Source organism: Mycobacterium numidiamassiliense, assembly GCF_900157365.1.
Lineage (GTDB): Bacteria > Actinomycetota > Actinomycetes > Mycobacteriales > Mycobacteriaceae > Mycobacterium > Mycobacterium numidiamassiliense.
Genome location: NZ_FUEZ01000004.1, coordinates 2,434,022 through 2,452,486, shown reverse-complemented (window position 1 = coordinate 2,452,486; position 18,465 = coordinate 2,434,022). Strand labels below are relative to the sequence as shown.

The following is an 18,465-nucleotide window of genomic DNA, read 5'->3' as shown; positions in this document are numbered from 1 at the left end:
GCTAGGACTCCAACCTTTCCAGCATTGCGAGCTTTGAGCGTTGCTCCCCGTTGGGAGTGTTGGTGCGCACAAGCGTCGGGGGTGCCGACGGCCCGCCGTTTGAGCCGGTTGAGCCGAGGCGCAGCGCGTCGATCAATTCGTGCACGGTGATGCCGCCGAGCATGCGCGCCACCGGAACCGAGCTGCCCACCGCCCGGCGAAGCCGCTTGCGCAGGTCGAGCGCGAGCAGCGAGTCCACCCCAAGGTCGATCAGCGACGCGCTCGCGTCTATCGACGCCGAATCGCCCACGTGCAGCGTCGCGGCCAGTTCGGCGCGCACCACATCGGCCAACGGCATCGCCGCGGATCCGTTGTCGCTGCCGGCTCCCCGGCCGTAGGCGTCCGGCGCACTGAACGGGATTGGTATTCCCTGGCTTTCGAAGAACACCCCGAGCCGGTCGAAGTCCGCGTCGAAGATCAGCGGGTCGGCGCCGTAACCGTACAGGCCGGCTTCGATCGCCGGCTGCGGGTCCATCGCGACCAAACCGGAGCGCTCGGTGCGGGTGATCTCGTTGCCCGCAACCACTCCGGCGCTTTTCCACAATCCCCAGCGAATCGCCAGGCAGTCGCGGCCGCTGCGCCGCAACTGGGCGGCCAACACGTCGAGCATCCGATTCGACGCCGCGTACGCCGCGTGGCTGTAGCCACCCCACACGCCGAACACCGACGAGCAGGCCAGAATTCGGCAGTCCGGGCGCAGCGGCCACAGGTCGGCCATCAGCGCCAGGCCCTGGACCTTCGCGGCACACACCTCAGCGACGTCCGCACCGGTCAGATCGGCACGGCGGCGGGCCCTGGCGATACCGGCGGTGTGGATCAGCAACGACGCGCCGGAACCGGCGTAGTCGGCCGCGACGGCGGATACCGCGACCGCATCGGTGATGTCGCAGCATGGAGCCTGCACCCGCACGTCATAGTTTTCCGCGAGCCGCGCCAGCGCGGCGGCCTCAACTCCGTTGCGGCTCAACAGGGTGACCGTCCGCGCCCCGTGTTCGATGCAGTAGCGGGCGTACTGCAGGCCGATGGCCCCGCTGCCGCCGGTGATCACCACATGGTCCAGCGCGGCGGCCTCCACGGGTCGCCTGGTCGCCGATTCGCGGCTGCCGCGGAAGGTTCGAACGTAGTGCCGCGGCGGTTCGACTCCCCGCAGCGCGACCTCGGCAGCCTCGCCCAGCAGGACGTCGACCGCCGCCAGCGCCGTCGGGGCATCGGCGTCGCGGTGCGGAAGGTCGAGGTGTCCGAACGCCTGGTCCGGGAATTCGAAGCCGGCGCTGCGATGCATCGCGGCCAGCGCCGCCTGTGCGGGAGAGACGGTCGACTCGTCCGCACCGACCTGTTCGGCACCGGCGGTGAGCAGCCAGACGGCGCGGCATCGCGGGCCGACGATCGCGGCGTAATCGGGCAGGCCCGCGTCGGGCCGGCCGGCGATCTGTTCGATTGCGGCCGCGGCGTCCGGGTGGTCGAGCCCGGGAGCGATCACCGCGACGATCTCCGCCTCGTTCGGCGGCACCACCCGGCAGCCGCCGCGTGCCACGATCGTGTCGATCAGCCGTTGCGTCAATGCGTTGTCTTCCGGTTCACCGAAAATGCCGATGGCACAACCAGTTGCAGGCTCCGTGGTCGGTGCCGCGGCCTGCTGCCAATCCTCGACGGCGACGGTCAGCGCGGGCGTCGGGTCGGTGTCGGCCAACGGTTCCGGTGCCGCCCACAGGTGCAGTGCCCGCATGGGTGCGTTCGGGAATTTCCGCAGCGGCGGCTGGACTCCGCCCGGGATCGCGTTGGCCCACTGGCAGCCGGGATCAGTGGCCGCCACCGCGGCGAGGCTGGCCGACAGCGACTCGGTGATGGATCTGTCCCGTTGACCGGAGCCCACGATCACGGTCGACTCGTCGTCGGTGATGTCGGCCAGCGGGTACAGCAGCGACGGGTGTGCGGACATCTCCACGAAGACGTCGGCCCCGGATTTCTGGGCGAAGTGCACGGCCCGATCGAATCGGACGGTGCCGCAGAGATTTTCGCACCAATAGTCGGAGAAGTCGGTGTCGCTGCCGACGTCGGCGCCAAAGGTGGATCCGATGAAGCTCACCGGCGCCTCCCGGAAGGCCGACTCGGGCATCTGCTCAATCATGTTGTTGCGCAACGGCCGTAGCGCACTGGTGTGGCCCGGGTAGTCCACGAACAGTTGGTGGGTGAAGATGCCTCGTTGTCCCGCCAGTCGCACCGCGGCATCCACAGCGTCGCGATCACCGGAGACCACGGTCGACGACGGCCCGTTGACCGCCGAGACTTCCAGCCAGCCCGCCGTGTCGGCCAGCACTGACTCCGTCTCCGGTGCGCCGACGCCCAGGACCGCCATCGCGTAGCGGCCGGTCAACCGGTCGACGACGCTCGCGCGCGCGGCCACCAATGCGACCGCGTCCGGCAGCGATACCGTCCCGGCGACATGGGCCGCGGCGACCTCACCGAGGCTGTGCCCGACGGTCATCTGTGGCACCACGCCGTAGCACCGCCAGACCGCGGCCAGGCCGACCGCGTGCGTGAACTGCGCCCCCTGAATCTCGGTCCGTGACCAGTCCCGGTCCAGCCCGCCCACGAGATAGGGCAGCGGAGAGGGTAATTCGGCGGCGAGGAAGGCTTCGGCGCAGTGGTCAGCGGTCTCCCGGTAGGCCGTCAGTCGCCGGTAGGCGTCCGCTCCCATCGCGCGCCATTGGTTGCCCTGGCCCGGGAACACGAACGCGATACGCGGGGCCGCGGTCTTCGTCGCCCGGGCAACCAGATCGTGATCTTCGCCGCGCGCGATCGCCGACAGCGCCGCGACGAGCTCGGTGCGGTCCGCGGCCCGCACCACGGCGCGGTGGCGCCGGACCCGGCGCAGCCGCAGCAAGCTCGACGCGATCGCCCCGACGACATCCGCCGATTCGGTGGCGCGATCGAGATAGTCCACAATGCCCGCCGCCTCCTGGCGGATCAGTTCTTTGTCGTGTGCGGTGAGCAGCACCGGAACACGGCCATCTGGCAGCGGGTCATCCAGCACTATGCGACCTCGGGCACGGACACAATGAGATGAGCATTGGTACCGGCGATGCCGAACGCCGACGCCACGGCGGTGCGCTGCCCGGCAACCGCAGGCCACGGGGTCAATGTCTGCGCCAGCCGCAAACCCTGAGTTTCCCAATTGATTTCAGTACTGGGCTCGGCCGCGTGCAACGTGGGCGGCACGGCGCGGTGTTCGGCGGCGACGAGCACCTTGGCCAGCCCGAGCGCGCCGGAAGCGGCCAGCGAATGGCCGACGTTGGATTTCACCGAACCCAGCAGCGCTCCGGAACCGGCTTCGGCCTCCCCGTATGTCTTTGCCAGCGAACGTAGTTCGGTGCGATCACCGAGCCGGGTACCGGTGCCATGTCCCTCGATCATGCCTACTTCTCCGGGCTTGATCCCGGCGTGGCTGATGGCCCGCCGGAACAGCCGAATCTGGGCTTCCTCGCTGGGGGCGGACAGACCGGCGCTGCGCCCGTCCTGGTTGACGGCGGTGGCGCGGACCTCGGCCAGGATCGGCCGGCCGTCGCGCAGCGCTGCCGATCGGCGTTGCAACACAAACATCGCCGCGCCCTCGGCCCACACGGTTCCGCTGGCGTGCGCGCTGTAGGGGCGGCAGACACCGTCATCGGAGAGGGCGTGCTGTTTGGAGAACTCGACGAAGAAGCCCGGAGAGCCGAGCACGTTGACGCCACCGGCCAGCGCCAGCTCGCAATCGCCATTCTGCAACGCACGCACGGCGACATGAAACGCCACCAGGGCGGAGGCGCACGAGCAGTCGAGGGTCAGCGCCGGGCCGGACAGCCCCAGTGTGTAGGCCACGCGGCCGGAGATCACGCTCAACGCCGTCCCGGCGAGCAGATGGCCGCTATGCCCGGAGAACTCCGCCATCTCGGGCCCGTACCCGGTGGCCGACGCACCGACAAAGCAGCCCACGTCGTGCCCGGCGAGATCGTCGGGATTGATGCCGCTGTTTTCCACCGCACGCCAGGAGACGCGGAGCACGACCCGCTGCTGCGGGTCCATCGCGATGGCCTCACGGGGCGAGATACCGAAAAATTCGGGGTCGAATGTGGTTGCCCCGCTGAGGAATCCACCACTATCGTGGATCTCTTTGAAGCCGCTGCGCCGCGACCCGGCCAGCAGGTCCGCGACCGCCCAACCCCGATCGGTGGGGAACGGACCCAGCGCCTCGCGGCCGTGCGCCAACAGCTCCCAGAAGCCGTCGGCGGTGTCGATACCGCCGGGCGCCTCCAAGGCCATGCCGACGATGACGATGGGGTCGCTGGCATCGAATCCGTTGTCATACATCGGCATTCACCTGCGCGGCAATCGTCTCGACATGCTCGTAGACGTAGAAGTGCCCGCCGTCGTGCAGCGATAGGTCGAACGCCCCGGCGGTGTGGTTTTCCCAGAGCCGCAGCACCTCGGTGGCGATGCGGTGGTCATCGCGGCCACCCAGAACATGGATGTCGGCGCCGATGCAGACCTCGGGACTGGGGTCGTAGCGGTTGAATGCTCGGTAGTCGGCGCGCATCGCGGTGGTGAGCAGTTCGGCGAACTCTTCGTCGGCAAGCAGTTCGGGATCGGTGCCGCCCAGATCGGCGAGCTCCGCGAGTACCTCATCGTCGCTGGTCGGCAATTCGGGCATATCGGCAACGACGCAGGGCGGTGGGCCCGCCGACGCCCACAGCTTCCGCACGGCGACGCCGTGTTCTTCGGCGACCCGGGCGAATTCGAACGCGACGACGGCGCCCATGCTGTGGCCGAACAACTGCAACGGCGCCACACTGGCCCACGGGCCGGCCTCGAAGAGACCGACAGCAAGGTCATGCACGGTTTCGTGGGCGGGTTCGCTGAGCCGGTCGGCGCGCTGCGGGTACTGCACGATGTAGGTATCGGCGCCCGCGGCCAATGCGGCGGCCAGCACCCGGTAGCTCGCGGCCGCCGCACCGGCATGCGGGAACACCACTATCGCGCCCGCCGATGGACCGGCGCCGCGTCCGGGGATCAGCTTGATCCAGGACGGAAATGTGGAAGGCATGGTAACCAGGTCTTGGAACGTCATTGCGCCGTTTCGCATTTCACGGGTTGCCCGGATTCCGCGAGCACCGAATCAGCGTCCATGCCGATAACCTCCAGATACAACTCGGCGACCTGGTCGAGCCGCCCGGAGTCGCGCTCGCCGCGGCCGAGCAACCGGGCGAGCGCCGACACCGTTCGGTTGGCGAAGATGTCGGCGACCATGACGTTCGGCGTGTCCAGCCAGGCGCGAATTCGCGCGACCGCCTGGGTGGCCAGCACCGAATCGCCGCCGAGCGCGAAGAAGTCGTCGTCGACGCCGACGCGATCCAACCCGAGCAGGTCCACGACGATCGCGACCAGTGCGGATTCCAGCGCCGTCGACGGGGCCCGATAACCGGGAGCGTCCATGCCCGAGCCGGCGACCGCGGCGGACAGGTGGGCAGCGACGGCACGCCGGTCGATTTTGCCGGCGTCGGTGAACGGAATGCTCTCCATCGCCACGATGTGACGCGGAATCATGTGTGCGGGAAGCAGATCGGCGAGGGCACCGCGGATCCGCTCGGCGTCGGCGTCACAACCGGCCGCCACGCAGACCGCAGCGGCCAGCACCTCGGACCCACCGGAAAGGACTGCGGCCACAGCGATCTCGACTCCTGGCAGCCGCCGGATCGCGGCCTCGACTTCGCCGAGCTCGACTCGGTAGCCACTGATCTTGATCCGGTGATCGGCGCGGCCGACGAATTCGATGGTGCCGTCCGGCCAGTACCTGGCCAGGTCGCCGGTGCGGTACCAGCGCCGGCCGTCGTGCGCGACGAAGCGCTCCGCCGTGAGATCGGGACGCCCGCGATAGCCGCGCGCGAGGCCGCGCCCGGACACCCAGAACTCACCGGCAACCCAGTCGGGGCAGTCGTCGCCGGTGTCGCTGACGACGCGGCAGGCGTTGTTGGCAAGCGGGGTACCGAAGGGCAGCGCCGTCCAGTCCGCCGGTAGCTCTCCGACGTCGGGCACCTCGAAAATCGTGTTGTGCACCGGGGTTTCGGTCGCGCCACCCAGACCGGCGAAGCGCAGATTGGGCGCCTCGGCCCGCAGCCGCCGCGCCACCTCGGGGCGCACCCAGTCGCCGCCGGTGGGCACGACCCGCACCGAGGACAGCCGGCCGTGGCCGACCGCGATCAGCATCTCCAGCCAGCCCGGCATGAAGTGCAGCACCGTGACGCGGTGAGTGTCGATGAGCCGGGCCCACGCGTCGGGATCGCGGCGCTGCGCTTCGTCGACCACCACGATCGACCCGCCGGTCCGCAGCGTGACGAAGAGGTCCATCACCGAGATGTCGCCCTCCAGCGTGGACAGGGCCAGGCAGCGGTCGCCCGGGCCGATCTCGAAGTGACGGCCGACGAATTCGACGGTGTTCATCGCGGCATCGTGGGTGACCTCTACGCCCTTGGGCTCACCCGTCGAGCCCGAGGTGAACAACACGTAGGCCAGGCCGGCGGGATCGACCCTGCCCGAGCCAAACTCGGCGCCGGCACGCGCGTCGGCCAGCACGTCGGCAAGCGTCAGTGCGGGCACCGGCAGCGACAGCCGCTGCCCGCCGCACAGCAGGGCCAGGCGCGCCTGGCCGGTCTCGAGGATGCGTTCGGCTCGGTCGCGAGGTTGATCGACACCGATCGGCAGATACGCCGCGCCGGCGGCGAGGATGCCCAACACGGCGGGCACCTGTTCGGCGGACTTGGGGCCGACAACGGCGACCGTGTCGCCGGCGCCTATTCCGCTCGCCCGCAACGCCGCAACGACGGCCAGCACCTGATCGCGCAGCTGCGCGTAACTGAGGTCCCCCGAACTGGAGAACACCGCTGGCGCGTCGGGCCGCTGCTCGGCCTGCCGAAAGAACCCGTCGTGCAACGCTTCTCCGCTGGATTCGGCGGTGCGGCCGTTGACGGCATCCCGCACCGCCCGCTGTGCGGCCGGCAACGTCCAGCGATCCGCTGCATCCCAAGCGTCGTCGGCGGAGGCCAGTCGGAGCAGCTCGTCGATCTGGTGGGTGAACATGGCGTCGATGACGCCCGGGGCGAACACACCGTCACGCACGTCCCAGTTCACCAGCACACCGCCGTCGAACTCGGTCACCTGCGCGTCCAGCAGCACCTGGGGGCCCTGCGAGATGATCCACTCGGGCGTGCCGAACTGCTCGGTCACGTCGGCGCTGAACAACTCGCCGAGCCCCAGCGCACTGGTGAAAACCACCGGCGCCAGCACCTGGGTGCCGCGATGGCGGCTGAGGTCGCGCAGCACCGAGAGTCCGGGGTACGCCGAATGCGCGGCCGCGGTCCGCATCGACTCCTGCACCGCCCACGCCCGCTGAGTCGCGGTGCCCGCGCCCGTCAGGTCGACGTCGAGCAGCAGCGAGGAGGTGAAGTCACCGACCAGCAGGTCGACATCGGGGTGCAGCGCCTGGCGCCCGAACAGCGGGACATTCAGCAGAAACCGCGACGTGGCCGACCAGCGCGCCAGTGCGTTGGTGAATGCCCCGGCCAGCGCCATGGCCGGGGTGACTCCTCGCGCTCGCGCTCGCGCAAACAGGGCGTCGCGGGTGGCCGGGTCCAACCAGTACCAGCGGCGCGTGCTTCGCCGGGAGTCGCGGCCACCGGTCAGCGGCGGCATCGGCGGATCCGGCAGCTGCGGGATGCGCCGGGCCCACCAGTCCCGGTCGGCGTCGCGGGCCGGTTGCGGCTGCGCCTCGTCGCGCGCGATCGCCTCGCGGTATTCGCGGTAGCTGTAGGCCAATTCGGGCAGATCACGGCCCAGATACTCCGCGGCCAGGTCGGACATCAGAGTGCGGTAGCTCATGGCGTCGGCGGCCTGCATATCCAGATCGACGTGCAGTCGCGAACGCTCGCCGGGCAGCAGCGTCAACGCGAGCTCGAACACCGCGCCGTCGAGTTGCTGGTGCGACTTGGCATCCCGGGTCGCCGCGAGCCGCTGCTCGACGAGGTCGGCGTCCAGGTGGCGCAGATCTTCGACGGTGACTACGAAGTCGCCGCATTCGTCGGGCGAGGCGATGCGCTGGGTGCCGTCGGGCAGGAACCGCACCCGCAGCATCGGGTGCCGCCGCGCCAGCCGGGTGGCCGCCGCGCGCAGCCGGTCCGGGTCGGTCGAGCCGCCGTCGAATTCGACATAGAGGTGCCCGGCCACACCGCCGAACTGCTGGCCGGGTTCGCGACCGATCCACATCGCGTGCTGCATCGGGGCCAGCGGAAAGGGCCGCCCAGCTGCGCCGGAGTCATCCGCGGCGCCGGGCGTGGTGGCGTCGGGCGTGGTGGCGTCGTGGCCGACCACGGCGGCCGCCTCGGGTGCGCCGACGGCCTGCGCACCGGCGGTGACCAGCGCCGACCAGGCCTCTATGGTGGGAGAGGCGGACAGGGTGGCGAAATCGACGTCAATGCCCTGACGACGCCAGCGACCGGCCAGCGTCATCATCCTGATCGAGTCCAGCCCCTGGCCGATCAGATTGCTGTCGGGGTGCACCGCGTCGACGCCGACGCCGAGCAGTTCCGCCACCTCTGCCCGGACATCCTCCGAGCACGACGGGGAACGCACCACCGGTTCCTCCCTTAATTAGCACAGGCTGCCCTAATTTTTAGGAGTTACCCTAACTCCTGTCGTTGCGCCGCTGCTACCAAACCCCCCTCTAAGGAGCCGAGGTGTCCGAGAACACAGCGCAGTCCCTGGAGGGCTTCGTGCCGTTCCCTGCCGAGCGGGCCGCGTCGTACCGGGCCGCGGGCTATTGGACGGGCCGCCCCCTCGACACCCTCCTGGCCAACGCTGCGCAACGCTGGCCCGGGAGAATCGCGGTGCTCGACGCCCCCGCGGAACCCGGCGATGGCCTGACTTTCGCCGAACTCGACGAGGCGGCCAACCGCGCCGCCGCCGGGTTGCGCGGCCTGGGCATCGGGGCGGGCGATCGGATACTGCTGCAATTGCCGAACGGCTCGCAATTCGCGGTGGCGCTGTTCGGGCTGCTGCGGGCCGGGGCGATCCCGGTGATGTGCCTGCCGGGTCATCGCGCCGCGGAGCTGGGACACTTCATCGACGTCGGCCGGGCGAGCGGACTGCTGATCACCGACACGGCAAGCGGATTCGACTACCGGGCGATGGCGCGCGGCCTGGTCCAGGGCCACCCCGGACTGCGGCACGTCATCGTCGACGGCGACGCGGAGTCCTTCCTCTCCTGGCGGCAACTGTGTGGCTCCGCCGCACCGGCCACCGGCCCGTCACCACCCCCCGATCCGGGATCGCCTGCCCTGCTGCTGGTTTCGGGCGGCACCACCGGGCTGCCCAAGCTCATCCCCCGCACCCACGACGACTACGTGTTCAACGCCACCGCCAGCGCCGAGCTCTGCCGGTTGCGCGCCGACGACGTCTATCTGGTGGCGCTGTCCGCGGGCCACAACTTCCCGCTGGCGTGCCCGGGACTGCTCGGCGCGATCGCCGTCGGCGCCACCACGGTGTTCGGCACCGACCCCAGCCCGGAGGCCGCCTTCGCCGCCATCGCGCGTCACGGCGTCACGGTCACCGCCCTGGTGCCCGCGCTGGCCAAGCTGTGGGCACAGGCCTGCGAGTGGGAGCCGGTGACCCCAAAGACATTGCGCATTTTGCAGATTGGCGGTTCCAAGCTGGAGCCTGACGATGCCCGTCGGGTACGCGACACCCTGACCCCGGGTCTGCAGCAGGTGTTCGGGATGGCCGAAGGGCTGCTGAACTACACCCGCCTCGACGATCCGGTAGAGGTGCTCGAAAACACCCAGGGCCGGCCCCTGTGTGTGGCCGACGAACTTCGGATCGTCGACAGCACGGGCCGGCAGGTGGGTCCGGGCGAGGAAGGCGAGTTACTGGTGCGCGGCCCATACACCCTCAACGGCTACTTTCGCGCCGAGCGCGACAACGAGCGCAGCTTCGATCCCGCCGGGTTCTACCGCAGCAGCGACCTGATCCGCCGGCGAGACGACGGCAACCTGGTGGTCACCGGCCGCGTCAAGGACGTCATCACCCGCGCCGGTGAGACGATCGCCGCCCAGGACCTCGAAGAGCGGATGCTGACCCACCCGGTGATCTTCTCGGCCGCAGCGGTGCCGCTTCCCGATCCATATCTGGGCGAGAAAATCTGTGCCGCAATCGTTTTCAGTGGGAAGGCGATCAGTCTTGCCGAGCTGAACGCCTACCTCGACGAGCGTGGTGTCGCCGCACACGCCCGGCCGGACGTACTGGTCGCGATGACGACGTTGCCCACCACCCCGATCGGAAAGATCGACAAGAAGGCGATCGTCCGTCAGCTCAGCCACGGAAGCTGACGAAGCGCATCAGTAGCGCCCGAAGGCGATTGCCACGTTGTGGCCGCCGAATCCGAACGAGTTGTTGATCGCGTAGCGGTAGTTCCCGGGCCGTCGCTCACCGGCGACCACGTCCAGGTCGATCTCGGGGTCAAGGTTTTCCAGATTGAGCGTCGGCGGAATCACCTGATCCCGCAACGCCATCACGGTCAAGATCGATTCCACGGCGCCGACGGCGCCCACTGAGTGTCCGAGCGCGCCTTTCGGCGCGTACACGGCCGGGCTGTTGCTGCCGAGGGCGTTGTTAATGGCGTTGGCCTCGGCCAGATCACCGACCTGGGTGCCGGTGGCGTGGGCATTGACGTGATCGATGTCGTTGGGACTGAGGCCGGCCAGCTGGATCGCGCGCGTCATGGCGCGCCCCGCTTCTACCCCGTCAGGGTCCGGATCCACCAAGTGGAACCCGTCCGATGTGATGCTGGCCCCCATGATTCGAGCCAGAATATTGGCGCCGCGAGCTTTGGCGTGTTCCTCGGTCTCGATCACCATGTATGCACCGGCCTCACCGAAGACAAATCCGCTTCGGTCCTTGTCGAACGGGCGACAAGCTCGCGCCGGATCCTCGTTTTCGGTCGACATCCAGCCGCGCATCTGGGAGAACGCGGCGATCGGGACCGCTTCGATCTGGGTCTCCACGCCCCCGCAGATCGCGATATCGGCTTCCCCGAGCACTATCTGCTGCCAGGCCCGGGCTATGCCCTCCGAGCCGGACGCGCACGCCGACGCCGAGGTGAGCACGCCAGCCTTGGCCTGCCGTTCCAACCCCACGGCCGCGGCGGCGCCGTTCGGCATGAATTTCTGGATCCCCAGCGGGGAGACCGCCTTCAGGCCGCCAGCGCGCATATCGTCATAACTGAAGACAATCTCTTCGTTCGAGGCGAAGCCGGTGCCGATCGACACCAACAGCCGGTTGCCATCGACGTCGGGCGCGCCGGCGTTCTCCCACACCCGGCGGCCCACGATGGTCGAGATCCGTTGCAGGTACGCGGTCCGACGCAGCTCGATCCGCGTCAGCTGACTTTCGAGGTCCTCCAATAGGCGGCCGCCGATGCGGACCGGCATTTCGAACTCCTCGACGAACGGCCTATCGAGTACGCGGATACCACTGTGGCCGTCCAGCAACAACTTCCACGTGCTCTCGGCGTCTGTTGCCAGCGCCGTCGTCATAGCTACAGCGGTGACCACCACATCGGGGAACGCCTTTCCCGTGGTCAACTCTGTCATCGGTCCTCCCAAATTCCTTCCATGCCGACCAAGGCCGTCGATGATCATCTACCGTGCTGCGGCCGCAGGGCCGGGCCGCGCATAGCACAGAAATTCCCGCTCTCCTAGTAGCCAAACACGGTGGTCACTGCCAGTATCGCCCGACCTCGAGTCGTCGCCCAAGATCTGCGCGGCCACAAAAGCTGCCATTGACTAATGTCACCATTTAGTATTGACTGCGATTCATGACGGAGGGGATTCCGGTTCGGGGTTCACCGCGCTTCCGCGGTGCGGCGATGTTCGGTCCCCTGGACAGGCTGTGGCGAAGGACCCGCACCAGCCGTGGCGCGTCGGCCGTCGTGACCGGCGCCGGCAGCGGGATCGGCGCGGCATTCGCCGTCGAACTCGCCCGTCGCGGTGGCGCGGTGGTGTGCAGCGACATCGATGAAGCCTCAGCCCAAATCACGGCCGACGCGATTATCGCGCAGGGCGCAAAGGCGGTGGCCGTGCGCTGCGACGTGTCGAAGATCGAGGACGTCAACTCACTGGCGCAAGAATCGCAGTCCTGGTTTGGGGCGGCGCCCACGCTGGTAGTCAACAATGCCGGTGTCGGCGCCGGCGGCGCGGCCATCGGCGAAGTGTCCCTGGACGATTGGGCATGGACCCTGGGCATCAACCTGTGGGGAGCCATCCACGGCTGCCATGTGTTCACCCCCATCCTGCGCGAGGCCGGTCCTTGGGGACCTGGGCATGCCCCACGCGGCATCATCAACGTCGCCTCGGCGGCGGCGTTCGGCGCGGCTCCGGGCATGGCGGCCTACAACGTCAGCAAGGCCGGTGTGCTCTCGCTGTCCGAAACGCTGGCGGCCGAACTGTCCCGCACCCCCGTGCGGGTCACGGTGCTGTGCCCGACGTTCGTCGCGACCAACATCCTCGAATCCGGCCGCATCACCGAGGAATCCTGCGAACTGGCCGCCAGGTTGACGCGCTGGATCGGATTCTCGCCCGAGAAGGTGGCGCGGATTTGCCTGGATGCCCACGACCGCGGCGAGCTGTACTGCATGCCGCAACTTGACGCCAAGTTCAGCTGGGGCGTCAAACGTCTTGCCCCGCAAGCCTATACCCGCGCAGTTGGCCTGGTGTCCCGCGCGAACATGCACTGATAACCCCGAAAGATAGGGAGCTGCTGGTGGCCATCGACATGGAAGCCATGCTCGCCAAGATCCAGGATCGTCAGTGGGCGCTGGCCGATATCGATTGGGAGGCACCGGGCGCCGAAACCATCCGGCCCGAGTTCCGTCCGAAGCTCAAGGCGTTCATGACCGACCTCTGCTGGATCGAGAACATCGGCGCCCGCGGCTTCGCGGCGCTCGCCAAGAAGGCACCCGACCCGACCATCGCGGAGATCTACCGGTATTTCCATGCCGAGGAGCAGCGCCACGCCAACGCGGAACTGGCCCTGATGAAGCGCTGGGGCATGCTCGAAGAGGGCGAGGTGCCCAAACCCAACGTCAACATCCGCTTGGCGATCGAATGGCTGGACGCCTACTCCGACGACATGCCGTTGTCGGTGCTGGGCACCGTGATTCCGATGCTCGAGGTCGCCCTCGACGGTGCGCTGCTGAAATTCCTGCTCGACAGCGTCCAGGACCCGGTCTGCCATCAGGTGTTCGAGAAGATCAACAACGACGAATCACGGCACATCGCCGTCGATTTCGAGGTCCTTGAAATGATCGGCAACGCATCCGCCCGTCGACTGGCCATCGAATTCGTCGGCCGCTTGGCAACTCCGGGCCTGATCCTCGGGGCCCTCATGTACGTGCCGCTGCTCAACCGCATCCGCAACGAGATGGCCGGCATGGGCATGGACGCCGAGCGGCTGTACAACGCGGTCAAACGGTTCCAGCAACTGGGCGAACGTGGCGAGCGCACCCCGCGGGTGCCCGCATACAAGCTGCTGAGGCGACATGGCGGGTGGGTGGTCAACCCGCGGCACCCCTATCAGTTGCTGGCCAATTCCATGGTGTGGCTGTCGGATTTCTATCCCAAGGCGCTGCTGAGGCCGATGCCAGCCTGGTCCAAAGAACTCACCCACAACCCGGCGGCGTGACCGTGGCACCCGAGCACACCTACGCGACACTGATCATCGGAGCCGGCTTCACCGGACTCGGTACCGCAATTCGGCTGGCAGACGCCGGGATTGACGACGTCGCCATCCTGGAGCGCGCCGACCGGGTCGGCGGAACCTGGCGGGACACCACCTATCCGGGTGCCAGCTGCGACGTGCCGTCGCTGCTGTACTCGTACTCGTTCGTGAAGAACCCGACATGGTCGCGGACCTACTCGCCCGCCCCGGAGATCTGCCGCCACCTCGAGGACATGGCGACCAAGTTCGACATCCGTCGTCACATCCGGTTCAGCCACGAGGTCAGCGACCTGACCTTCGACGAGGACGCCGGTGTGTGGACGGCCAAGACCAAGAACCGCAAGCGCTTTCGGGCCCGCACCGTCGTCCTGGCGTCCGGCCCGCTGTCGGATGTCAGTTTCCCCGGCATCCGCGGGCTGGACAGCTACTCCGGACACAAGATCCACAGTGCCCGCTGGGATCACGACTACGACTTCACGGATAAAAAGGTCGCCGTCATCGGTACCGGCGCCAGCGCCATCCAGATCATTCCCGAACTGGTCAAGCGGGCCGGATTCGTCAAGGTGTTCCAGCGCACCCCCGGCTGGGTGCTGCCTCGCCTGGACATGGCGACCCCGTCGGCGGTGCAGGCCTTGTTCGCCAAAGTTCCTGCCATCCAACAACTTGCCCGCCAAGCGTTGTTCTGGGGCCACGAAGCCAGCGCCACGGCGCTGGTGTGGGACACCCCGCTCACCTCGCTGGTGGCGCGACTGGGCCAGGCCCATCTACGCGCCCAGGTCAAAGACCCCTGGTTGCGCCGGCAGCTGACCCCCGACTTCGCACCCGGCTGCAAGCGGATGCTGGTCTCCAGCGACTACTACCCGGCGCTGCAGCGCGACAACTGCAAACTGATCGGCTGGCCGATCGCGACGCTGAGCCCGGTCGGCATCCGCACCAGCGACGGTGTCGAACATCACCTCGATTGCATCGTTTTCGCCACCGGTTACGACGTCCACCTGACCGGGCCGCCGTTCGGTATCACCGGCCTCGGCGGCCGGTCGCTGGCCGCCGAATGGGCCGACGGCGCACAGGCTTACAAGAGCATCAACGCCCACGGCTACCCGAATCTGTTCTTCATGACCGGCCCCAACTCCGGGCCGGGCCATAACTCGCTGCTGGTCTACATCGAAGGCCAGCTCGATTACGCGGTGCGCGGTATCCGCACCATCCTCGACGACGACCTGCGCTATCTCGATGTGCGCGAAGACGTCCAGCTGCGCCACAACGCGGACATCCAGCGCCGGCTCACCAAGACGACGTGGATGTCGGGTTGCCGCAGTTGGTATCTCACCAAGGACGGGTTCAACGGCTCGATGTACCCGGGCTTTGCGACGCAGTATCTTCGCCAGATGAGCGACTTTCGCCACGCGGACTACCAGGCGGTGGCGCACCGGGCCAGCTCGCGCGTCACTTCCACCGCCTAAGGTGACCCACTGAGATGGCATACGACCGACCGCCCCGACCCGAACCCGGCACGATCGCCAGCGTCCTGTACAACGTGCGAAGGGCTCCCAAGCGGGTTCGCCGCCAATCGCGCGACTTCATCGAGACCGCGGTGTCGCAGCTTTTCGACGCGGCCACGCGCCACCCGCACGACGCCGCGGCGTCCGGGGAGTACCGCATCGACGACCTGGCCCGGCTGGCCGGCACCACCACCCGCAATATCCGGGTGTACCGCGACCGCGGGCTGCTCCCACCGCCCCTGCGGGTAGGCCGCATCGCCTTGTTCAACGACACACACCTGACCCGGCTGCGACTGATCACGTCGATGCTCGACCGCGGTTACAACATCGCACATGTGCGGGAAATGCTCAGCGCGTGGGAGGACGGCAAGAACCTCGGCGATGTCTTGGGCCTGGAGACCGCCATCGTGGGCACCTGGACCACCGAGAAGCCGGAGACCATCCCGCTCGTCGACGCCCAGCGGCTGGTCGACGATCCACGCGCATTCGAGCGGCTGGTCGGACTGCAGGTGATCCGGGTCGACGGCGATCAGGCCACAGTGACCCGGCCCAAACTGATCGAGGCGTTCAACGAGATCCGGGGCTACGGCGTCGAATTGGACAAGCTCGTCGACCTGCATGAGCAGATCGTCCCCGAGATCGACAAGATCAGCGACATGCTGGTCCGCGCCGGAGCCGAACACGTTATGGACAGGATCAAGCCGGGCCAGCCTCTGCCCGCGGATTCCGAGATCGCCGAGCTGCTCACCATTCTGGTTCGGTTCCGCACTCAGGCGGTGGCGACCGTCGCGGCAACCCTCGCGTCGTCGATCGAATCGAACATCGAGTCCTTGGTCAGCCGTATCCTCGCCGACTACCTCGAGCGGTCATCCGACGCGGTGCCCGACGAACTCTCCGCGCGCCGGCACAAGGCCAACTGAGAACTACTGGCGCTCAACCAGATACGGCGCCAGCGTGGACAGCTTCTCGCACGTCTCCTCGAATTCACGTTCGGGATTCGATTCCGCGATGATGCCGGCGCCGGCCCGCAGCCACGTCTTGCCGTCGGATTCGTAGGCCGCCCGCAGCGTCAGCGCTGCATCCAACCCGCCGTCTGCCGAAAGCATCACCACCGCACCGGAATACAGTCCCCGCGGAACTTCGTCGAGACGAAGGATGGCGTCGACTCCGGTGTCTTTCGGAATGCCGGACGCGGTGACCGCGGGAAACAACACTTCCAGGGCATCCATCCGATCGCTCGACGAATCCAGCCGGGCGCTGATGGTGGAGCCGAGGTGCTGCACACTCCCCCGCTCGCGCACCGTCATGAAATCGGTGACCACCGCCGTTCCTTCCTCAGCGACCTCACCGATCTCCTGCAGCGAACTGCGCACCGAAATCGCATGCTCGACAATCTCTTTCGAATTCGACTCCAGGTCGTCGCGAGCCTGCCGGTCATTCTTCGCGCCACGACCGAACGCGCGGGTACCAGCCAGCGGCTCGGTGACGACCTCACCATCGCGGACCGCGGCGACAAGCTCGGGGCTGTAGCCGACGGCCCGAATTCCGCCCAGCCGCAACAAGAACGACCGCACCGGGGTGTTGTTGCGACGCCCCAGCCGGTAGGTCGCAGGAAAGTCAAGGGCGAAAGGCACTTCCACGCTGCGGGACAGGATTACTTTCCGGTAGCGGCCCGCGGCGATCTCGGCCACCGCCGCCGCCACTCGGTGGCGATAGCCCGACGCGTCGTCGGTGACACCGATCTCTCGCGCGTCGGGCACGTCGGGCACGCCTCTGTGGAGTAATTCGAGTACCGCCTCGCGGTGGCCGACCGACTCGCCGAAGAACGAAACATCCTCGTGACTGACGACGATCCGGTTGCGGGGCGCGAAGATTCGAGCCAGCGGGGTCTGGGGCGCCAACCGCTGCTGCAGCCCGTAGCGGTAGATGCCGAATTCGAACGCGATCCAGCCGAAGGCCTGATCGGTCTCGAGCAACAGCCGATCGACCGCCTCGCCCAGCACCGGTCCCGGGCGTCCGGACCATTGCTGTCGCCGGGTCACGCCGTCGCTGGTGACCCGTAATTCGTCGCTGTCCAGCTCGACCATCGCCTGCACGCCGCTGGCCAGTACCCATTGGCCGTCGTGCTCGTAGAGCAGATATTCATCGTCCGCCCGCTCCGGCAGCACTGTGGCCAGCTCGGCCGCCAAGTCGGCAGGATCGATGTGGGCGGGAACGGGAATCGGTCGAGACACCATGCCGGGGGAACTTGTCGCAACGCTGACGTCGGTCACAGCTAGTAAATGTAGCCTAACCTATGAAACTCCGCGCCAACCCCTCCCGGCGAGCGCAATGCGACCGTGGAATCGTCCCAGCCCGGCCGTGGGCGTGGGCGTGGGCGTGGGCGTGGGCGTGGGCGTGGGCGTGGGCGTGGGCGTGGGCGTGGGCGTGGGCGATAAAATCTCGCCCGGACGTAAAGCGCCAACCGGCGCATCCGCGCTATCTTCAGGGTCTGCACACCAGTACCACGTAACGTTCCCGCAGGTGTTAGCCCTAGCACTACTGTCTGGTCGGCCTGTCGTCGCGTCGCCCACCCTGAAATACCGAGAATGTTTCCGTTCGCCCACTTACGGATGACCGAGCGACCGATTACCGTAACCAGAATCTGCGTACCATCGTTGGTTTGCTGGCTTGGGGATTTTTTTACGGAATCTTTGCGCCCAAGGGGCAGCGGGTGTGCATAGGTGCGCTTGACGCGCGCGGGGCAGAAATGCTTAACACAACTTTAATGCGGTCGCTGTGAGCCTCTCAGCTAACTCCGGACCGCCAATAGAAAGCCCACGGATCCGAGAGGAACCCCATGTTCGTCATCCGACTCGCGAACGGCGAAGAGGTTCAGGGATCCGACGGCGACGAACTCGAAATTAGCCAAGAAACCGGCATCCTTTCGGTTTCCCGGGTCGACGGCTTCGAGGAAATAACCACGCATTATTCGCCGTCGGCCTGGCTCTCGGTGACGCATCGCAAACGCGGTGCCGGCGTCAGGCCCTCGCTAATTTCCTAGCAATCGTGGAAGTCCAATAATCTGACAGTAGATGCACAGCAAACTCCCAACGAAATTCGCCCATAAGCCCTGAAACGGGCCCGA

12 protein-coding genes are annotated in these 18,465 nt (G+C 67.5%); 6 read left to right on the top strand and 6 right to left on the bottom strand.

Annotation, left to right across the window (positions count from 1 at the left end):
* Position 1 precedes the first annotated feature (1 nt).
* Genes mbtD through MNAB215_RS20105 form a run of 4 tightly spaced genes read right to left on the bottom strand, consistent with a single transcriptional unit; the run spans position 2 to position 8,697 of the window.
* On the bottom strand, positions 2-3,073 hold the full coding sequence (gene mbtD, locus MNAB215_RS20120; RefSeq protein WP_077080371.1) for a mycobactin polyketide synthase MbtD: 3,072 nt from the start codon (positions 3,071-3,073) through the stop codon (positions 2-4).
* The gene (locus MNAB215_RS20115; protein ID WP_083746337.1) at positions 3,073-4,386 is read right to left on the bottom strand and encodes a beta-ketoacyl [acyl carrier protein] synthase domain-containing protein; all 1,314 of its coding nucleotides are present in this window, start codon (positions 4,384-4,386) and stop codon (positions 3,073-3,075) included. The genes mbtD and MNAB215_RS20115 overlap by 1 nt, the downstream gene beginning before the upstream one ends.
* Positions 4,379-5,119, bottom strand: a complete 741-nt coding sequence (locus MNAB215_RS20110) for a thioesterase II family protein (protein ID WP_174604606.1) — start codon at positions 5,117-5,119, stop codon at positions 4,379-4,381. Before MNAB215_RS20110 ends, MNAB215_RS20115 begins: the two co-directional genes overlap by 8 nt.
* 20 nt (positions 5,120-5,139) lie before the next feature.
* A complete protein-coding gene (locus MNAB215_RS20105) occupies positions 5,140-8,697 on the bottom strand; it encodes a non-ribosomal peptide synthetase (RefSeq protein ID WP_425436486.1) in 3,558 nt (1,185 codons plus the stop codon).
* Between the two features lie 104 nt (positions 8,698-8,801).
* On the opposite strand from MNAB215_RS20105, the gene MNAB215_RS20100 reads away from it, so the two are divergent.
* Entirely contained in the window at positions 8,802-10,448 is a 1,647-nt protein-coding gene (locus MNAB215_RS20100) for a (2,3-dihydroxybenzoyl)adenylate synthase (RefSeq protein ID WP_077080368.1), read from the top strand.
* A 9-nt stretch (positions 10,449-10,457) separates the two neighbouring features.
* Here MNAB215_RS20100 and kasB read toward each other — a convergent pair whose 3' ends face one another.
* The gene (gene kasB, locus MNAB215_RS20095; protein WP_077080367.1) at positions 10,458-11,711 is read right to left on the bottom strand and encodes a 3-oxoacyl-ACP synthase KasB; all 1,254 of its coding nucleotides are present in this window, start codon (positions 11,709-11,711) and stop codon (positions 10,458-10,460) included.
* A gap of 275 nt (positions 11,712-11,986) precedes the next feature.
* Here kasB and MNAB215_RS20090 point away from each other — a divergent pair, with 275 nt between their 5' ends.
* Genes MNAB215_RS20090 through MNAB215_RS20075 form a run of 4 tightly spaced genes read left to right on the top strand, consistent with a single transcriptional unit; the run spans position 11,987 to position 16,258 of the window.
* Entirely contained in the window at positions 11,987-12,853 is an 867-nt protein-coding gene (locus MNAB215_RS20090; RefSeq protein ID WP_077082178.1) for an SDR family NAD(P)-dependent oxidoreductase, read from the top strand.
* Between the two features lie 26 nt (positions 12,854-12,879).
* Positions 12,880-13,800 carry a reductase gene (locus MNAB215_RS20085; protein WP_077080366.1) on the top strand — a complete coding sequence of 307 codons (921 nt, stop codon included), beginning with the start codon at positions 12,880-12,882 and terminating at the stop codon, positions 13,798-13,800.
* The gene (locus MNAB215_RS20080) at positions 13,797-15,299 is read left to right on the top strand and encodes a flavin-containing monooxygenase (protein ID WP_077080365.1); all 1,503 of its coding nucleotides are present in this window, start codon (positions 13,797-13,799) and stop codon (positions 15,297-15,299) included. Before MNAB215_RS20085 ends, MNAB215_RS20080 begins: the two co-directional genes overlap by 4 nt.
* Before the next feature lie 14 nt (positions 15,300-15,313).
* A complete protein-coding gene (locus tag MNAB215_RS20075; protein WP_077080364.1) occupies positions 15,314-16,258 on the top strand; it encodes a MerR family transcriptional regulator in 945 nt (314 codons plus the stop codon).
* A 3-nt stretch (positions 16,259-16,261) separates the two neighbouring features.
* Here the strand turns inward: MNAB215_RS20075 and MNAB215_RS20070 are convergent, their stop codons facing one another.
* Positions 16,262-17,611, bottom strand: coding sequence for a salicylate synthase (locus tag MNAB215_RS20070; protein WP_077080363.1), 1,350 nt, complete (start codon positions 17,609-17,611; stop codon positions 16,262-16,264).
* A 566-nt stretch (positions 17,612-18,177) separates the two neighbouring features.
* On the opposite strand from MNAB215_RS20070, the gene MNAB215_RS20060 reads away from it, so the two are divergent.
* Positions 18,178-18,381 (top strand): hypothetical protein, encoded by a 204-nt coding sequence (locus tag MNAB215_RS20060; protein WP_077080361.1) that lies wholly within the window; start codon positions 18,178-18,180, stop codon positions 18,379-18,381.
* Positions 18,382-18,465: the final 84 nt, after the last annotated feature.